Source organism: Bradyrhizobium sp. UFLA03-84, assembly GCF_002289535.1.
Classification (GTDB): Bacteria; Pseudomonadota; Alphaproteobacteria; order Rhizobiales; family Xanthobacteraceae; genus Bradyrhizobium; species Bradyrhizobium viridifuturi.
In genome coordinates, this window is record NZ_NSJY01000003.1 from 137,240 (window position 1) to 155,560 (window position 18,321).

The following is an 18,321-nucleotide window of genomic DNA, read 5'->3' on the forward strand; positions in this document are numbered from 1 at the left end:
TTACCTCGCCAGAATTCCGAACCGATCAATTCAAAAGAGGATGCCGCGTGCAGGTTCTCGTCCGCGATAACAATGTCGACCAAGCCCTGAAGGCGCTGAAGAAGAAGATGCAGCGCGAGGGCATTTTCCGCGAGATGAAGCTCCGCGGTCACTACGAAAAGCCCTCTGAGAAGAAGGCTCGCGAAAAGGCTGAAGCCGTGCGCCGCGCTCGCAAGCTGGCGCGCAAGAAGCTGCAGCGTGAAGGCCTGCTGCCGATGAAGCCGAAGCCGGTGTTCGGCGCTGGTCCCGGTGGCGACCGCGGCGGCCGTCCCGGTGGTGCTGGCGCTGGTCGCGGCCCCCGCTGAACCGTTTTGCCGATCTGGAAGTCTAACAGCGCGGGCCACGGGCCCGCGTTGTCGTTTTGAAGCAGGCCGCGTTCCGGGGCACCCATGCAAGATTACCGGCAAGAGCATTTTGCATGACGGATGCTCCGGCACCCCGCCTCCTCCTTCCGGCACCAACGCGACGCCGCCCCGCGGCGCAACTCATCATCGCAGTGATTCTCGGCCTGCCGCTTGCGGGCTGCTCCTTCGACCTCGGGTCATGGGGTTCGGACGACAAGCCGAAACCGGCCGCCACCGCCGACAAGCCGGCTGCCGACACCATCACCCCACAGGACATCAACAGCGCCAGGGATCACGCCACGCGCGGCCAGGTGCTGGCGCATTCCGGCAAGGTCGACGAGGCGCAGGCGGAGTTCGAGCAGGCGCTGACCTCCGACCCCTACAACATCCAGGCGCTGTACGGCCGTGGCCTGATCTATCAGGGCCGCGGGCAACATCAGCAGGCGATCGACGATTTCACGGCGGCGAGCGGGCTGTCGCCGCAGAAGGCCGAGCCGCTGGTCGGCCGCGCCACCAGCTACCTCGCGCTCGACAAGGCCAAGCAGGCTGCCACCGACCTCGATGAGGCGGTGCAGGCCGATCCCAACAATGTTGCGGCGTGGAGCGCCCGGGGCCAGGCCTACGAGCGGCTCGGCGACAAGGCCAAGGCGGCGGCGTCCTACAATCGCGTGCTGGCGCTGCGGCCGAATGACGGCAATGCGCGCAGCGGGCTGGCGCGCACCGGCGGATAGTCGCTCAGGCTGGCTTCGGCAGGACGCTTACTTCGGCAGGACGGCGTGGAACATCGACTTCATGCCGGAGAACATGTCGTCGGTCACCGAGCTGCGCTCATTCTTCGGCGCCGGCATGACCGCCTCGGCGCGCAGGTCGAGCGGCGCCTGGATCACCGGGACCGGAATGTCGGCCGGCGGCGTCAGCCGGTTCGAATCCTGCGCGTTGGCAGCGTAGGGCGGACGCGGCTGCGAGGATTGATCGGCATTGTCGCTGGACGGGTTCGACACCATGATCGGCGGCGGCAACGGCCGGATCGACGACGAAGCAGTGGGGCGCTGCGCGTCGGGCAGGCGGGCAAGATCGGTGCGCTGCGCATCCTGGGAGCGCGCAGCATCCTGGGAACGCGCCGCTTCCTGCGGGCGCTCCTTGCGCAGCCGCTCGATGGCAGCGCGCGCCAGATCGTTGGCGTCGCGGTTCTCCTCCGGCGTGGCGGCAGCCTCGGCCGGTGCGGCTGACGTGGCGGGCGCGGCCGGCTGCGGCGGGGCCGGCGTCACCTTCGCGACCGCCTTCGGCGCTGCCGGATGATGACGGGCGTCGGCGGGGATGCTGGCGGTGTCGGCCGGGGCGTCAGACTTCTGGTCGGCGGATTTCTCGGCGGGCTTCTCGGTGACGGTGGCCTTCTCCGACGCCGACCGCTCGATCAGCGTACGCTCGGACATGCCCTTGGCCTTCACGCCGGCTTCCGGGAGGCTGCTGACCACGGTGGCGGGCTTGGCGGCGGCTTTCGGGTCGGCTTTGGGGTCGGCTTTGGGGTCAACGGCGGCGGTCAAGGCTGCGGTGGCCGGCGCTTCCGGCTTGGCCACGATGTAGTGATTGACGATGTACGCCCCGATGATGGTCGCTGCCACCGAGGGTAAGATGTCCATCACAAATTTCTTCAGGTAACTCAGCATGACCTGCCACTCCCCGCCCCGTTATTTCATGCTGGAACTTTGAGGCACATTCAGGGATCAACTGCGACGGATCGGTGGCAAACCCCCGTTCCCACGTCACCTTTGGTGTCACTTTGGTTTCAGCCGGAGGCGCCCCCTGCGTAGGCCGCATCCACCTCTTAATTCATCGTGCAGCCGTTAACGGGTTATGAATTTCCACAGCCGCGACGGCTCGCACCTGCCATTCGACGCGCGCAGGGTTAAGCACGGCGTCAGGGCTTGAGTTCGACCTCCAGGAACACGATTTCGCTGGCGGTCTCGTTGAGCACGTCGTGCTGGACTCCGGCCTTGCGGAAATAGGACTTGCCGGCCCCAAGTTGCGCCTTCGAGCGCTCGCCGTTCGGCGCCACGATGGTCATCTCCCCGGTCGTGATCGGGACGATGACGTAATCCATCTCATGGGTGTGGTGGCCGGTGGCGCTGCCCGGCGCGAGCCGCCATTCGGTGACGCGAACCTCCGCCGTATCCACCTGCACATCCGATTTTGCGCTGAGCATCGTCTTTTCTCCGAGTTTCTTGCTTGAGCGGATCATGCCCTACGGCACGAAAACCATGAACACGAACACCGCGAACACCACCATGTGAACGAGCCCGAACAGGATGTTGGTACGGCCGGTTCCGAAGGTCAGCATGCTGACCATGAAGGTCAGCAGCAGGATCAACATATGCTGGTTGCTGAGCCCGAGCACCAGCTGCTTGTCGAGCACCGAGGCGGCAATGGCGACCGCGGGAACCGTGAGCCCGATGGTCGCGATCGAGGAGCCGAGGGCGAGGTTGATGCTCTTCTGCAGGTCGTTCTTGCGCGCCGCCGCCACGGCCGCAACGCTCTCCGGCAGCAGGATCAGGGCCGCCACCACCAGGCCGGCAAAGGCCGGCGGCGCACCGATCTTGACAGTGACGACATCGACCACCAGCGAGAATTTCTTGGCCAGCAGCACCACCGCGAGCAGCGACACCAGCAGCAGGACGACGCTGATCGCGGTCTCGCGGTCCGACATCACCTCGCCATGCGCCGCCGCCTCATTGGCGCCGCTGACGAAGTAATCGCGGTGGCGGATGGTCTGGGTGTAGAGGAACACCGCATAGAGCAGCAGGGTCACGACGCTGATCACGGCGAGCTGGGCCGTGGAATAGATCGGGCCGGGCGCGGTCAGCGTGAAATTCGGCATGTCCAGCGTGATGGTCGCGAGCACGAACAGCACGCTGAGGTAAAGGTTGGCGCCGGTGATCTGGAAATCCTGCTCGCGGTAGCGGATGCCGCCGATGAAGATGCAGAGCCCAACCAGCCCGTTGCAGACGATCATCACCACCGCAAACACGGTGTCGCGCGCCAGCGTCGGCGCCGGCGTATCGCCCAGCATGATGGTCGAGATCAGCGCCACCTCGATGATGGTCACGGCCAGCGTCAGCAGCAGCGTGCCGAACGGCTCGCCGATCCGCTCGGCAATCATCTCGGCATGGTGGACCGCCGCAAACACGGTGCCGAACAGAATCACCAGCAGCACGGCCGCGAACCCCCACCCCCCGGCCGATGGCGCGAAGCCGTAGCCGGAGGCCGAGACCGCGGCAAACAACAGCACCGCCAGAACAGGATACAGCCAGGCCGACCGCGGCATCGGTCCGTGTGCGCTCATCGTGGGGTCCCCTCACTTCGCTGGACCCGATTATGCGATAGACAATCGGCGCCGTCAGCCTCTTGCGGCGTTGATGAACCGCCTCGCGGTCTCCATCGCACCGAAATCGTCGAGATTGTCGTGCCCGCCGCCGGGCAGACGCACGAACTGCTTCGGCTCATGGGCGAGGCCAAACAGGCGCTCGCCGAAGGCGATCGGGATCACCGGATCGTCGGAGCCATGCATGATCAGGAGCGGCACCGTCACGCCTGTGATTCGCCGGTCGGAGTGGAATTGATCGCGCATCAGCAGGCTGACCGGCACAAACCAGAAGTGTGCGCCGCCGACGTCGGCCGTCGAGGTATAGGGCGCTTCCAGGATCAGCCTGCCGACCGGATGCTCGGCGGCGAGCGCGACCGCAACACCGGTTCCGAGCGAGAAGCCCCAGACCACGATCTGCTCGGCGCGGTACCGCGCGGTGGTAAACGCGTAGGCCGCTGCGGCGTCCTGCAGCAGCCCCTGCTCGCTCGGAGATCCGCTCGAGCCGGCGTAGCCGCGGTAGGACAGCGCCACCAGTCCGGTCCCGTCGGCGATGATGCCCTTGAAGCGCGCCACGCGGCCGGCGAGGAAATCGCCATTGCCCGGAAAGAACAGCACGACCGGCCGGCCCGGCTTGGCCGGCACGTGCCAGACGATAACCTTCTCGCCGTCAGCGGAGGTCAGGACATGCTCCTCCGCTTCGGGAAGGCCGGCGGCTGCCGGCGCCGTGCGCCCGACTGGCGGAGCCGGAAACAGCAGCTCGCGCTGCTTGACGTAGAGCACCGCAAGGCCACCGAGATACACGACCACCGCGACGATCAGCAGCCATTTCAGGATCGTCAGAACCACGCGCAAATCTCGCCTGCAGCTCTAGGTTTGGTGTGTAGGGTGATGTGAGACCCCATCGCTACTTTGCATGGGGTTGTTTTGCAGTTTTTGGTCCCGGCCTTGGTCTTCAGCGGCCGCCGGGATAGGCCTGCGCCTGGAATTGAGCAGCTTTTCGACCTCGAGCCTGATGCTGTCGGGAACAGGCCGGCGAGCGCAAACATTCGCATGCGCCACATGCCACCTGATGCGCTGCTCGTGCGTGGCGGGGAGCGGCATGCGATGTTCTCGATGCCACTCCCGGTTCAGCGCCATTCGCCGCTTGCCCTACATCGCCTTGACGATGTTCTCGGTGACCTTCTTGGCGTCGCCGAGCAACATCATGGTGTTGTCGCGGTAGAACAGCGGATTGTCGATGCCGGCATAACCCGAGGCCAGCGAGCGCTTGATGAACATCACGGTACCGGCCTTCCAGACCTGCAGCACCGGCATGCCGTAGATCGGCGAGGTCTTGTCCTCTTCCGCCGCCGGGTTGGTGACGTCGTTGGCGCCGATCACGAAGGCGATGTCGGCCTGGGCGAACTCCGAGTTGATGTCCTCGAGCTCGAACACCTCGTCATAGGGCACGTTGGCTTCCGCCAGCAGCACGTTCATGTGGCCGGGCATGCGGCCCGCCACCGGGTGAATGGCGTACTTCACCTCGACGCCTTCCTTCTTCAGCAGGTCGGCCATCTCGCGCAGCGCGTGCTGGGCCTGCGCCACCGCCATGCCGTAGCCGGGCACGATGATGACCTTGGAAGCGTTCTTCATGATGAAGGCCGCATCATCCGCGGAGCCGAGCTTGGCGGGCTTCTGCTCGCCACTGCCGCCGCCGGCCGCCGCGGTCTCGCCGCCGAAGCCGCCGAGGATCACCGAGATGAACGAGCGGTTCATCGCGTGGCACATGATGTAGGACAGGATCGCGCCCGACGAGCCGACCAGCGCGCCGGTGATGATCAGCGCCGAGTTGCCGAGCGTGAAGCCGATGCCGGCCGCGGCCCAGCCGGAGTAGGAGTTCAGCATCGAGATCACGACCGGCATGTCGGCGCCGCCGATCGGGATGATCATCAGCACGCCGAGCGCCAGCGCCAGGATCGTGATCATCCAGAAGTCGAACGCGCTGCCGGACAGCACGAGGCCGACGATGAAAAACACCAGCGCCAGCGCCAGCACGATGTTGATGACGTGGCGGAACGGCAGGATGATCGGCGCGCCGCTCATCCGCGCCGAGAGCTTCAGGAACGCGATCACCGAGCCGGTAAAGGTCAGGGCGCCGATCGCAACGCCGAGCGACATCTCGACCAGGCTCTGCGGATGGATGTTCCCCGGCGTGCCGATGTCGAACGCCTCGGGCGCATAGAACGCACCGGCGGCGACCAGCACCGCGGCCATGCCGACCAGCGAGTGGAACGCGGCGACCAGTTCCGGCATCGAGGTCATCGGCACGCGGCGCGCGATCACGGCGCCGATGCCGCCGCCGATCGCGACCGCGAGGATGACCAGCAGCCAGGCCACGCCGTCGGCCGGCGGATGGCTCGCCAGCGTGGTGGCGACCGCAATCGCCATGCCGATCATGCCGAACGTGTTGCCCTGGCGCGACGACGCCGGGCTCGACAGGCCGCGCAGCGACAGGATGAACAGCACCCCCGCCACGAGATACAATAGTGCAGAGAGATTGGCGCTCATCTCAGGTCCCCCCAAATTCTTACATCACCCCGAGGTGGTTGCCGTTACTTGGCTTTCTTCTTGTACATCGCCAGCATGCGCTGGGTGACGAGGAAGCCGCCGAAGATGTTCACGCAGGCGAAGATCAGCGCGACGAAGCCGAAGCCGCGGGCCCAGCCCGAGCCGCTCGACACCATGCCGACACCGACCGCGAGCAGCGCACCGACCACGATCACCGAGGAGATCGCGTTGGTCACGCTCATCAGCGGCGTGTGCAGCGCCGGGGTCACCGACCACACCACGAAATAGCCGACGAACACGGCGAGAACGAAAATCGACAGCCGGAACACGAAGGGATCAACGGCCTGCGCGAGATGCTCCATGGCTTCTCTCCTTACTTCGGCTGGAAGTTGGGATGGATGACGGCGCCGTCCTTGGTCAGCGCGGTGGCCTTCACCAGCTCGTCGTCCCAATTGACCGCGAGCTCTTTCTTGGCCTTGTCGACCATCGTCTCGATGAACGAGAACAAATTGCGCGCATACAGGCTCGAGGCCGATGCGGCGACGCGGCCGGCGACATTGGTGTAGCCGACGATCTTGATACCGTCGGTCTCGACCACCTCGCCCGGCTTGGCGCCCTCGACATTGCCGCCCCGCTCGACCGCAAGATCGACCAGCACCGAACCGGGCTTCATCGACTTCACCATCTCGCCCGACACCAGCTTCGGCGCCGGACGGCCCGGGATCAGCGCGGTGGTGATGACGATGTCCTGCTTTTTGATGTGCTCGGCGGTCAGCGCGGCCTGCTTGGCCTGGTACTCCTTGGACATTTCCTTGGCGTAGCCGCCGGCAGTCTGCGCGTTCTTGAACTCCTCGTCCTCGACGGCGAGGAATTTTGCGCCGAGCGATTCCACCTGCTCCTTGGTGGCGGGCCGCACGTCGGTCGCGGTGACCACGGCCCCGAGCCGCCGAGCGGTCGCGATCGCCTGCAGGCCGGCGACGCCGACACCCATCACGAACACCTTGGCGGCCGGAACGGTGCCGGCGGCGGTCATCATCATCGGGAAGGCGCGGCCGAAGGCTTCGGCACCCTCGATCACCGCGCGGTAGCCGGCCAGATTGGCCTGCGAGGACAAGACGTCCATCACCTGCGCGCGGGTGATGCGCGGCATCAACTCCATCGCGAAGGCGGCAACGCCGGCATCGGCCATCGTCTTCAGCGCGGCCTCGTTGCCGTAGGGATCCATGATCGCGATGACCAGCGCACCGCGCTTGTATTTGGAGAGTTCGGAGGCCTCGGGCCGCTTCACCTTGATGATGATGTCGGCGTCCTTGAGCGCATCGGCGCTCACCGTGGCGCCCGCAGCCGTGAGCTCCGAATCAGGCAGGCCCGACTTGATGCCCGCGCCGGGCTCGACCGCGACCTCGGCGCCGAGCGCCTTGAACTTCTTGATGGTGTCCGGCGAAACCGCAACCCGCGGCTCGGACGGATCGATTTCCTTGGCAACGGCGATCTTCATGGGCCCTCCGGCGGCGCGAGCGGCGCACGCGTCTTCAAACTAGCGTTATTTTCGCCAGATTGGATACCCCGGTTTTTACAGCCGGGTTCAACAGGAATTCCGGCACCGCCGCGGGACGGCGGCGCCGCTAGCCGATCGAAGGATCAGACCAGGAAATAGGCCATCAGGATGAGGAGGATGGCGACGCTGATCGTGCCCCATTTGACCAGCATGAGAAACCCTTCATAGGTCTGCTCATGCGCCACGTAATCATTGCCGTCGGCGGTCGTATAGGCCACTTCGCTATGGTCTGCCATCGCTGTCCCCAGTCAGAAATTCGCGTTCTGCGAGCCATTACCGCAAACGGATTGGCAGGGCAACGGCGCGGTCCCTATCGGGTGATTTGGAGCGCAAATCGTCCCCGATTCACCCCTTGAGCGACGGCCCTGCGGCCGCCGCTCGGGCAGGATTGATCTCCCAAACGCAGACATCATGGGATGATCATGCCGCGAGGCGCAAAAAGCGCCGAATGAATCTCGCCCGAGCGGGCCGGAAGGCCGATGGGCCTCAGCCCATCGCCTCCAGTTCGTCGATCATGCCGGCGATCACGGACAGGCCGCCGTCCCAGAATTTCGGGTCCTTGGCGTCGAGGCCGAACGGCCGCAGCAGTTCGGAGTAATGCTTGGTGCCGCCGGCGGCGAGCATGTCGAGATAGCGCTCGGCGAACCCCTCGGACGCATGCTCGTAGACCGCATAGAGCGAGTTCACCAGGCAATCGCCGAACGCGTAGGCGTAGACATAGAACGGCGAGTGGATGAAATGCGGGATGTACATCCAGAACGTCTCGTAGCCCGGCTTGATCTCGATCGCCGGCCCGAGGCTCTCGCCCTGCACACTGAGCCAGAGCTGGGCGATCCGCTCGGCGGTGAGCTCGCCATTCTTGCGCTCGGTATGAACCGCGCGCTCGAATGAATAGAACGCGATCTGCCGCACCACGGTGTTGATCATGTCCTCGACCTTGCCCGCGAGCAGCGCCTGGCGCTGCTTGGCGTTCTTGGTCTGCGACAGCAGCCGCTTGAAGGTCAGCATCTCGCCGAACACGCTTGCGGTTTCCGCCAGCGTCAGCGGCGTCGGCGCCATCAGCGCACCGTTCTTCGCCGCCAGCACCTGGTGCACGCCGTGGCCGAGCTCATGCGCCAGCGTCATCACGTCGCGCGGCTTGCCCTGATAATTCATCAGCACGTAGGGATGCGCCGACGGCGTGGTCGGATGCGAGAACGCACCGGGCGCCTTGCCGGGACGGACCGGCGCATCGATCCAGCGGTCGTCGAAGAAGCGCTCCGCGATCTCGGCCATCCTCGGCGAGAAACCGTTATAGGCCGACAGCACCATGTTGCGCGCCTCGGGCCAGGCGATGGTGCCGGTCGCCGCGAACGGCAGCGGTGCGTTGCGGTCCCAGTGCGGCAGCTTCTTCTTTTTGAACCAGCCGGCCTTCAGCGCGTAGTAGCGATGCGACAGCTTCGGATAGGCCGCGCGCACCGAGGCGACCAGCGCATCGACCACCTCTCGCTCGACGCGGTTGTTGAGATGGCGGGAATCGGCGACGTCCTGGAAGCCGCGCCAGCGGTCGGAGATTTCCTTGTCCTTGGCGAGCGTGTTGGTGATCAGCGCGAAGGTGCGCTCATTGTCCTTGAAGGTCTTGGCCAGCGCCTGCGCCGCCGCCTTGCGCTTGTCGCCCGCCTTGTCCTGCAACAGGTTCAGCGTCGGCTCGATCGCGAGCTCCTTGCCCGAGACCTTGAAGCGCAGGCCGGAGATGGTCTGGTCGAACAGCCGGTTCCAGGCCGCGTAGCCGCTCTGCGCCTTTTCGTGGAAGAGCTGCTCGACGCGATCCTCGAGCTGGTACGGCTTGTCCTTGCGCAGATCCGCGATCCACGGCCGGTAGTGGCCGAGCGCCGGCTCGGCCATCGCGCGCTCGATCACATCATCGTCAACGCGATTGAGCTCGAGCGAGAAGAACAAGAGGTGCACCGACGCCGCCGTCAACCGCTCGGAGACGTCGCCGTAGAATTTGGAGATCGCCGGGTCGACGCTGTCGCCGGCATGGACCAGGCCGGCATAGGAGCCGAGACGACCGGCCAGGTCGTCGATCGCCTCGTAGCGGCTGATAGCCTCGGCGAGCCACTTTCCGCCGCCTTCGCGGGCGGTATTTTCAGCAAGCTTGCCCTTGTAGTCGGTCTCAAACGCGACGCAATCTGCATCCATTTTCTGCAGGTCGCGCGCCACTTCCGGCGCGTCGATACCGGAGTAGAGATCTGCCAGATTCCATTCCGGAAGCTTGCCGGCCTTGCTGGCTGCCGTTTTTGCTGCCGGGCCGCCCGTGGCAGATTTGCGTTGGGCACCCGTCTTGCGCAACGCGGCTTCCTTGCGGAGAGCGGCCTTGCTGAGAGCAGACTTGTTCGGAGCAGTTTTTGAGCGCGAGGTCATCTTGTTCGTAACCTTAGTTCAGTCGGAAAGATGTCGGCGGAGGCGGAATAAGGGCGGGTTTGCAACGTTTAAGAGTGCGTTAATCGGCATCGGCGACAGTGCCCCGATTCGAGACAAATAATCGTAGCGTGCGGGGAAAACCATGGCTGCCACCATTTTGATCGCCGATGACGACGCAGTACAGCGTCGTTTGGTTGAAAACATGGTGCAGAAGTGCGGCTATGAGCCCCTCGTCGTGGACAGTGGCGACGCGGCGATAGCGGCCCTGACCGCATCCGAGACGCAGGCGATCGATGCCGTCGTGCTCGACCTCGTGATGCCGGGCCTCGACGGTCTCGGAGTCCTCGCAAAGATTCGTGAAGCTGGTTTGACCGTCCCGGTTATCGTGCAGACCGCGCATGGCGGGATCGACAATGTGGTGTCGGCGATGCGGGCCGGTGCCCAGGACTTCGTCGTCAAGCCGGTCGGCTTCGAGCGGTTGCAGGTCTCCCTGCGCAACGCCCTCAACGCCTCGGCGCTGAAGGGCGAATTGCAGCGCATCCGCCACAGCCGCGAGGGCCGGCTGACCTTCTCCGACATCATCACCCGCAGCGAGGCGATGGCCGGGGTGCTGCGCACCGCGCAGAAAGCGGCATCCTCGACGATTCCCGTGCTGATCGAGGGCGAATCCGGCGTCGGCAAGGAACTATTCGCGCGCGCCATCCACGGCAGCAGCGAGCGCAAGGCCAAGCCGTTCGTCGCGGTGAACTGCGGCGCGATCCCCGACAATCTCGTCGAATCGATCCTGTTCGGCCACGAGAAGGGCGCCTTCACCGGCGCCACCGAGCGCCACCAGGGCAAGTTCGTCGAAGCCCATGGCGGCACCCTGTTCCTCGACGAGGTCGGCGAATTGCCGCTGGCGACGCAGGTGAAGCTGCTGCGCGCGCTGCAGGAAGGCACCGTCGAGGCGGTCGGCGGACGCAAGCCGGTCAAGGTCGATGTCCGCATCATCTCGGCGACCAACCGCAAGCTGCTCGATCTCGTGAAGGCCGGCCAGTTCCGCGAGGACCTGTTCTATCGCCTGCATGTGCTGCCGCTGACGATCCCGGCGCTGCGGCAGCGGCGCGAGGACATTCCGCACCTGCTGCGGCACTTCCTGGCGCGGTTCTGCGCCGAGGAGAACCGCAACATCACCGGCATCAGCGGCGATGCGATGGCGCACCTGGCGCAGCTCGATTGGCCGGGCAACATCCGTCAGCTCGAGAATACGGTGTATCGCGCCGTGGTCATGAGCGACGGCGACCAGCTTGGGCTCGCGGACTTCCCGCAAGGCTCGGCGCATCCGGTGCCGGAGGGCAAATCCCTGCAGGGCGAGCCGCTCGTGGTGTCGCCGTCCACGGCACCTGCCATGATCCCTGGTAATGAAATACCGGTCGCAACCGCCCTCCCGACCGCCGGCGGCCTCTCGATGCTCAATGCCGCGGGCGAGATGCGCCCGCTGGAAGATCTCGAGAACGAGATCATCCGCTTTGCGATTTCGCATTATCGCGGACAGATGTCGGAGGTCGCGCGCCGTCTCAAGATCGGCCGCTCGACGCTCTATCGCAAGCTCGACGAGGCTGCGGCCGGCGCGCGCACCAGCGACGCCGGTTAAGCCCTGAGGCCGCCGAGGCCATACCAGGGAACCTTTTGAACCGTGTCGTGCCGGTGACAGACAAAGGCTGTGCCGCGTGGCAAAACCGCACAGCCCGAGCGAAATCAGCCGCTTCGAGGTCAGTTTGTCGTGAGTTGCCCCGCATGGTGCTGGCTGCATAAGAGGGGCAAATGTATCGTCTGCGTTAATTGCGTGCAGGCGTGCGAGTCGATCGAGAAGCCGGCGCTTTCGCGCAAGCTATGAAACCGAATACCGATTTGAACTGTTCCAAAATCTAAGGGGGCAGTTCCACCCAGGGGGTGAGAAAATGCGTGACTGTTCGAACAACCGTCGAGGATTTGACCGCGTCTTGATGGCCGTCGCGGCGACCTTCCTCACGGTGTCCGCGAGCTCGGCCTTCGCGCAGGACACGCCTCGCTCCAGCGCCTCGGAACTTGCGATCGACGCTGCGATCCCGCGCCCCGAACCGGCCAACGTGCCGCCGCCCACCGCGAGCGATTTCAAGGCCGACACCACCGCCGCGCTGCCCGACGCAGCCAAGCCGGCCGACGTGAAGCCCGCCGACGTGCAGGCCACCGAGGCCAAGCCCACTGACGCAAAGCCTGCCGATGCAAAGCCGGCAGAGCCGAGCGCAACGGCAAAAGCCGTCGAGCCGAAGCCCGCCGATGTTGCCACCGCGCCGGCGACGAAGCCCGCTGATGCGCCGAAGGCCGATGCACCGAAGACCGATACCGCGGTTGCGCCGCCTGCGGCAGCACCCGCGCCTGCCACCGCAACGGCGCCCGCCGCAGCTCCGGCTCCCGCGACCGCCGCAGCCCCTGCGACTGAACCCGCGAAGGCCGCGAGCAATGTTGCCGCCGAAGATCAGCCGGTCGCCGACAAGCTGCGCGAACTGCTTGCCAGCAAGTCGCTGCGCACCTTCGATCGCAAGAACGAGCGCGCGGCTGCCGAGAAATTCTATTCGGCCCGCGAATACGCGCCTGTCTTCACCAAGGCCGGCAAGCTGACCGACGCCGGCAAGGGCGTCATCGCACGACTGAAGGACGCCGCCGCCGACGGCCTCGATGCAGCAGACTATCCGGTGCCGGATTTCGCCGCGGCGACCTCGCCCGACGCGCTGGCCGACGCCGAGCTGAAGCTCGCCGCCAGCATGCTGGACTACGCGCGCCAGGCCCAGAGCGGCCGCATGCACTGGTCGCAGGTGTCGGCTGACATCCTCTATCCGGAGCACCCGATCGATCCGGCGGAAGTGTTCACCAATGTGACCTCTGCCAAGGACGCCTCGGCCGCGCTCGACGGCTACAACCCGCCGCAGAAGCTCTACAAGGAGCTGAAGAAGAAGCTCGCCGAGCTGCGTGGCCAGGGCGACGGCCCTGTCATCACGATCGCGGACGGCCCGGCGCTGAAATATGTGCCGGCGCGCAAGAAGCAGGCCGCGGTCGAGATGGACGACCCCCGCGTACCGGAGCTGCGGGGCAAGCTCGGCATCAGCGAGAATGCCGACAGCACGAAATATGATGCGACCGTCGCGCGGGCAGTGGAGAGATTCCAGAGCAGCGTCGACCTCAAGCCGACGGGCGTGCTCGACGAGCGCACGGTGAAGGCGCTGAACAGTCCGAAGCGCGACCGCCAGATCGACACCGTGATCGTCAACATGGAGCGCTGGCGCTGGCTGCCGCGCCAGCTCGGCGCCGCCAATGTCGGCAACGCCTATGTGATCCTCAACATTCCTGACTACACGCTGAAGGTGATGCAGAACGGCGCGCAGGTCTGGACCACGCGCGTCGTCACCGGCAAGCCCGGCCAGCACGCCACGCCGCTCCTGACCGAGACGATGAAGTACATCACGGTCAACCCGACCTGGAACGTGCCGCCGTCGATCATCTACAACGAGTATCTGCCGGCCTTGCAGCAGGATCCGACGGTGTTGCAGCGCATGGGCCTGAAGCTCGAGCGCAACCGCGACGGCTCGATCCACATCTCGCAGCCACCCGGTGAAGCCAACGCGCTCGGCCGCATCCGCTTCAACTTCCCGAACAAGTTCCTGGTCTATCAGCACGACACGCCGGACAAGTACCTGTTCGCCAAGGATGAGCGCGCCTTCAGCCATGGCTGCATGCGGGTGCAGAACCCGGATCAGTACGCATCCGTGCTGCTCAACATCACCGAGCCGAACCAGCACTACACGCCGGAGCGTATCCGCAGCATGTACGGCTCGAGCGAAGTCGATCTGAAATTCCCGACGCCGATCCCGGTCAACATCACCTATCAGACCGCGTTCGTGGATGACGCCGGCAAGCTGCAGATCCGCAGGGACGTCTACGGCCGCGACGCCACCATGCTGTCGCTGCTCAAGAACAGCCGCGGCAAGGATCTCGAAACGGTGGTGGCGCACGCCCAGCCGAGCTATTCACGTCCGCCGAGCAGCAGCTTGCCTCCGGGCGTCAACGTTGCCGGCGACAACAGCGGCTTCGGGTCCTCCGGACCGAACTTCTTCGAGCGTCTGTTCGGAGGATTCGGCCAGCCGGAGCCGCAGCCGGTCCGCCGTGGCCAGGCCCAGCAGCAGCGCCGGGTGATTACCCGCTAGTCTGTTTCGCGGCCCGATTGCGATAAATTTTGAAGCAAAATCAACGATCTCGCTCAGAAAGCGAGATCGTTTACGTTAACCATTTCCGTTGTCGGCCGGGGAACTGGGCTATCTTTTGCCACACTCCCCCAGTTAGTTAAGCCTAACTTGGGGGCGGGTCGGTAAACCTCGGTTAACCCTCCCGCTTTAAGAAAGCGTTCACCGTCTTCCGCAGGGGGTCTGCGAAAGATGCCGACCGAACGCTCGTCGACTGGGTGGGCTCAGAGTGCTGGCTGTCTTCGCACGCCGCTACAATCCGCTGTCGTTGCCTAAGGCCGGGTACCAAGTCGGCCTGACTGCGCTGTTGCTTTTGGCCGGCGCGGGATCGGTGCACGACGCGACGGCGCTGAACCAGACCCGCACGCTCTCGTTCCACCACACCCATTCCGGCGAAGACCTCACCATCACCTTCAAGCGCGATGGCCGCTACGACGAAGCCGCGCTGAAGCAACTCAATCACTTCCTGCGCGACTGGCGCTCCCAGGATGAGACGGTGATGGACCGTCATCTGTTCGACATCCTCTGGGAAGTCTACAGCGACGTCGGCGGCAAGCAGCCGATCCAGATCATCTCCGCCTATCGCGCCCCCGCCACCAACGCCATGCTGCGCCGCCGCTCCTCGGGCGTCGCGCGCCACAGCCAGCACATGCTGGGGCATGCGATGGACTTCTTCATTCCGGGCGTGCCGCTGGAGCAGATCCGCTTCGCCGGCCTGCGCCTGCAGCGCGGCGGCGTCGGCTTCTATCCGACCTCCGGCTCGCCGTTCGTGCATCTCGACACCGGCGGCATCCGCCACTGGCCGCGGATGACCCGCGAGCAGCTGGTCCGGGTGTTCCCCGACGGCCGCACCGTCCATGTCCCGAGCGATGGTACGCCGCTGAAGGGCTATGAGCTCGCCAAGGCCGACATCGAACGCCGTGGCAATGGCGACGATGCCGCCATCATCAGCAAGCCGACCCTGTTCGCGAAACTGTTCGGTGGCGGCAAGTCGAGCGACGATGAAGACGAAGGCGCGGCCAGCGTGAACGACAAGCCCGCCGCGAACACGGTGGTTGCGGCCGCAGCTCCCGCCAAGCCTGCGGATACCAAATCCGCCGATCCGGTTCCGCTGCCGCGCGCCAAGCCGCAATTCGCCGCCGCGATCCAGCTCGCCGCCGCCGACGCCCAGCTCGTTCCGACGCCAAAGGCCAAGCCGGCGATGCAGGTGGTGCAGACCGCCGAGAACACCGCGCCGCAATCGCCCGCCGACATCATCAATGCCCGCGGCTTCTGGGGCGACGAGTCGGCCGCACCGAAGCAGGCATCGGCCGCGCAGATCGCCGCGCTGAAGGCCCGTGAGGCGGTCGGCGGCGCCGATCCGCAGACCACCGCCAGCGCGACCGAGAACTTCAACAAGGCGCTCGCTTATGCGCCCGCGACGTCATCGCCGGTCGATCGCGCCAACATCGTCGCAGCGACCGCACCGATCCCGCGCAATGTGCGCCCGGCGCGCAGTGCGGCAGCGCCGGCTACCGAAATCAACACCATCGTCGCGAAGGGCGCGCCTAGCCAGGGCGTGATCACCACGTCGGCGCGGATTTCGGCCGCCAAGGGCAACGACGTCTGGATGCGCGTCGTGATGCTGGCGCCGAGCGCGAGCAATGCCATGCTGACCACGGTGCTTGGCGACACCGACATGAGCATGATGCGGGCTCACTTCGTAAAGCCGCAGGCCGCCGTCGCCATGACCTTCTCGGAAGATCCGATGATGGGCATGACCTGCGATCACTTCTCGGGCTCGGCGACCGCTCCCCTGACCACCCAGTCCTTCGTGCTGCGCACCGCCTCGCTGCGCTAGCTCATCCCCAAAGCCGTTTGATCAAGCCGGCAGTCCCGCCTTGAGCAGGCCGGCCTCGTAGCGCGCGCGGTCGGGCTCGCGCTTGTAGTGCTGGGTTGCCAGATGGGCCGAAACCGAGAAGCCCGGCTCGCGCTTCAGTACCTCGGCGGCATGGGCCGTGGCCGCCACCGCATTGCCCATCTGCGCCAGGGTCGCGGCGAGGAAGGCGTGATGGGTATGGTCGGGCCGCGTGATGCGCGAGAACGCCTCCGCCGCGTCGGCGTATTTCTCGGCGCAGTAGCAGGCCCGGCCGAGGTGGCTCCAGAAGCGCTCCGGATGGAACGGATTGAGGCGCATCGCGCGCTTGATCCAGTCGATGCCCTCCTCCGGCCGTCCGAGCCAGGTCAGCAGCTCGCCCTGCTGTACGACGACGAGGTCGTAGTTCGGGTTGAGCGTCAGCGCGCGCTCCTGGTGGAAGGCCGCCTTGTCGTGGTCGTCGCGGTTGAGGTTCAGCGCGGCGAGGATCCGATGCACGTCGCTGTCGTTGTCGTCGAGCTTCAGCGCGATCTCGAGTTCGGCGGCCACCTGCGCAAAGGTCGCGTCGCGGTCGTCGCACCAGCTGTAGACCCAGGTCTGGCCGAGCACGCAGGCGCGCCAGGCGTGCGCATGGGCGTAGTTGGGATCGAGCACGATCGCCCGCTCGAGCAGGCGCTGCGCTTCCGCATTGTCATCCCGTGCCGAGCGATGATGCAGCACCTTGGCGGCCAGCACGCACTCGTAGGCCGCCATGTTGTCGGTCGGCTTGCGCTTGACGCGGTCGTGCGCCGCCGCCTCGACGCGTCCCGGCAGGGTCGATACGATCGCGCGCGTCATCTCGTCCTGGATGGCGAAGATGTCGGCGAGCTCGCGATCGTAGCGTTCGGCCCAGACGTGCCGGTCGGCCTCGGCGTCGATCAGCTGTACCGTGACGCGGATCCGGCCGCCCGCCTTGCGCACGCTGCCCTCCAGCACATAGTCGACCGCGAACTCCTTCGCGACGTCCTGCACCTTCACGGCCTTGCCCTTGTACACGAAGGTCGAATTGCGTGAGATCACCAGCAGATCGTGGAAGCGCGATAGCTCGGTGATGATGTCCTCGGTGAGTCCGTCGGCGAAGAATTCCTGTTCGGGATCGCCGCTCATGTTGACGAGCGGCAGCACGGCGATGGAGGGCTTCTTGGCAACGACAGGACGGGCCACGGCACTCGACTGCTCGGCCACGGATTTGGCGCCCGATTCGAAATGGACGCGGAAAACCCGGATCGGACGCGCGATGTTCTTGACGGTCTGGTCGCCGAGATCCTCGAAGCTCAGGTCTTCCAGGCGATCACCGACCTGGTCGCGGACCGCGCCGGAAATGCAGATGCCGCCGGGTTCGGCCAGCGTCTCCAGGCGGGACGCGATATTGACGCCGTCGCCGAAGATGTCGGCGCCGTCGACGATCACATCGCCGAGATTGATGCCGATGCGAAACTGCATCCACCGCGCCGGCGCAACGTCGGTGTTGCGCTTGGCCATCCGGCTCTGGACCTCGGCCGCGCACAGCACCGCATCGACGACGCTGTGAAACTCGACCAGCATGCCGTCGCCGGTGGTCTTGATGATGCGGCCGCGATTCTTGGCTATCGCCGGATCGATCAGCTCGATCCGATGGGTCTTGAGGCGCGCAAGGGTGCCCGTCTCGTCAGCCTCCATCAGGCGGCTAAAGCCGACCATGTCGGCGGCGAGGACCGCAGCGAGCCGGCGCTCTGGTCCTGGCACGTCCATCTGAACGATCTGCCCGGTTACCTCGCTCCAAGTGTAGCAAATCCCGGGATGTCACCCAAGCCTCGACAGAGGCCCGGCAGGAGCCATCGGGAGTACCCTGGGCGGGCGGCCAATTCGCTGCGGTTGGAAACGGGTCGGCGACAACAAGTCACGCGACCGCGGCCTGATCCCCTCATTGCATGAAAACG

Annotated in this window: 15 protein-coding genes; 5 read left to right on the forward strand and 10 right to left on the reverse strand. The window is 65.5% G+C overall.

Annotated elements, in window-relative coordinates; all coding sequences use genetic code 11:
* Positions 1-47: 47 nt before the first annotated feature.
* Together rpsU and CK489_RS00745 are read left to right on the forward strand one after the other, a co-directional pair.
* Positions 48-344, forward strand: coding sequence for a 30S ribosomal protein S21 (rpsU, locus tag CK489_RS00740; protein ID WP_021078544.1), 297 nt, complete (start codon positions 48-50; stop codon positions 342-344).
* Positions 345-457: 113 nt separating this feature from the next.
* The gene (locus CK489_RS00745; RefSeq protein ID WP_050626028.1) at positions 458-1,114 is read left to right on the forward strand and encodes a tetratricopeptide repeat protein; all 657 of its coding nucleotides are present in this window, start codon (positions 458-460) and stop codon (positions 1,112-1,114) included.
* A gap of 27 nt (positions 1,115-1,141) precedes the next feature.
* Here the strand turns inward: CK489_RS00745 and CK489_RS41185 are convergent, their stop codons facing one another.
* The 9 genes from CK489_RS41185 to CK489_RS00795 all read right to left on the reverse strand — a co-directional run bounded on the left by CK489_RS41185 (position 1,142) and on the right by CK489_RS00795 (position 10,252).
* Complete coding sequence (locus tag CK489_RS41185; protein ID WP_095730943.1) at positions 1,142-2,050, reverse strand: hypothetical protein; 909 nt, start codon at positions 2,048-2,050, stop codon at positions 1,142-1,144.
* A 251-nt stretch (positions 2,051-2,301) separates the two neighbouring features.
* Positions 2,302-2,586 (reverse strand): cupin domain-containing protein, encoded by a 285-nt coding sequence (locus CK489_RS00755; RefSeq protein ID WP_095731174.1) that lies wholly within the window; start codon positions 2,584-2,586, stop codon positions 2,302-2,304.
* A gap of 39 nt (positions 2,587-2,625) precedes the next feature.
* Positions 2,626-3,723, reverse strand: coding sequence for a calcium:cation antiporter (locus CK489_RS00760; RefSeq protein WP_095730944.1), 1,098 nt, complete (start codon positions 3,721-3,723; stop codon positions 2,626-2,628).
* Positions 3,724-3,777: 54 nt separating this feature from the next.
* The gene (locus CK489_RS00765) at positions 3,778-4,584 is read right to left on the reverse strand and encodes an alpha/beta hydrolase (protein WP_095731175.1); all 807 of its coding nucleotides are present in this window, start codon (positions 4,582-4,584) and stop codon (positions 3,778-3,780) included.
* Positions 4,585-4,893: 309 nt separating this feature from the next.
* The gene (locus CK489_RS00775) at positions 4,894-6,291 is read right to left on the reverse strand and encodes an NAD(P)(+) transhydrogenase (Re/Si-specific) subunit beta (RefSeq protein ID WP_095730946.1); all 1,398 of its coding nucleotides are present in this window, start codon (positions 6,289-6,291) and stop codon (positions 4,894-4,896) included.
* Positions 6,292-6,335: 44 nt separating this feature from the next.
* Positions 6,336-6,653 (reverse strand): proton-translocating transhydrogenase family protein, encoded by a 318-nt coding sequence (locus CK489_RS00780; protein WP_016841609.1) that lies wholly within the window; start codon positions 6,651-6,653, stop codon positions 6,336-6,338.
* Between the two features lie 11 nt (positions 6,654-6,664).
* A complete protein-coding gene (locus CK489_RS00785; protein WP_095730947.1) occupies positions 6,665-7,789 on the reverse strand; it encodes a Re/Si-specific NAD(P)(+) transhydrogenase subunit alpha in 1,125 nt (374 codons plus the stop codon).
* A 143-nt stretch (positions 7,790-7,932) separates the two neighbouring features.
* On the reverse strand, positions 7,933-8,085 hold the full coding sequence (locus CK489_RS00790) for an aa3-type cytochrome c oxidase subunit IV (RefSeq protein ID WP_050626031.1): 153 nt from the start codon (positions 8,083-8,085) through the stop codon (positions 7,933-7,935).
* Positions 8,086-8,335: 250 nt separating this feature from the next.
* A complete protein-coding gene (locus CK489_RS00795) occupies positions 8,336-10,252 on the reverse strand; it encodes a M3 family oligoendopeptidase (RefSeq protein ID WP_095730948.1) in 1,917 nt (638 codons plus the stop codon).
* A gap of 142 nt (positions 10,253-10,394) precedes the next feature.
* On the opposite strand from CK489_RS00795, the gene CK489_RS00800 reads away from it, so the two are divergent.
* The 3 genes from CK489_RS00800 (at position 10,395) to CK489_RS00810 (ending at position 16,348) form a co-directional block, all read left to right on the forward strand.
* A complete protein-coding gene (locus CK489_RS00800; protein WP_050626033.1) occupies positions 10,395-11,885 on the forward strand; it encodes a sigma-54-dependent transcriptional regulator in 1,491 nt (496 codons plus the stop codon).
* 307 nt (positions 11,886-12,192) lie between these two features.
* Complete coding sequence (locus CK489_RS00805) at positions 12,193-14,472, forward strand: L,D-transpeptidase scaffold domain-containing protein (protein WP_095730949.1); 2,280 nt, start codon at positions 12,193-12,195, stop codon at positions 14,470-14,472.
* Positions 14,473-14,737: 265 nt separating this feature from the next.
* Positions 14,738-16,348 (forward strand): peptidoglycan L,D-endopeptidase MepK, encoded by a 1,611-nt coding sequence (locus tag CK489_RS00810; protein WP_095730950.1) that lies wholly within the window; start codon positions 14,738-14,740, stop codon positions 16,346-16,348.
* A 21-nt stretch (positions 16,349-16,369) separates the two neighbouring features.
* Here the strand turns inward: CK489_RS00810 and CK489_RS00815 are convergent, their stop codons facing one another.
* Positions 16,370-18,133, reverse strand: a complete 1,764-nt coding sequence (locus tag CK489_RS00815) for an adenylate/guanylate cyclase domain-containing protein (RefSeq protein ID WP_095730951.1) — start codon at positions 18,131-18,133, stop codon at positions 16,370-16,372.
* Positions 18,134-18,321: the final 188 nt, after the last annotated feature.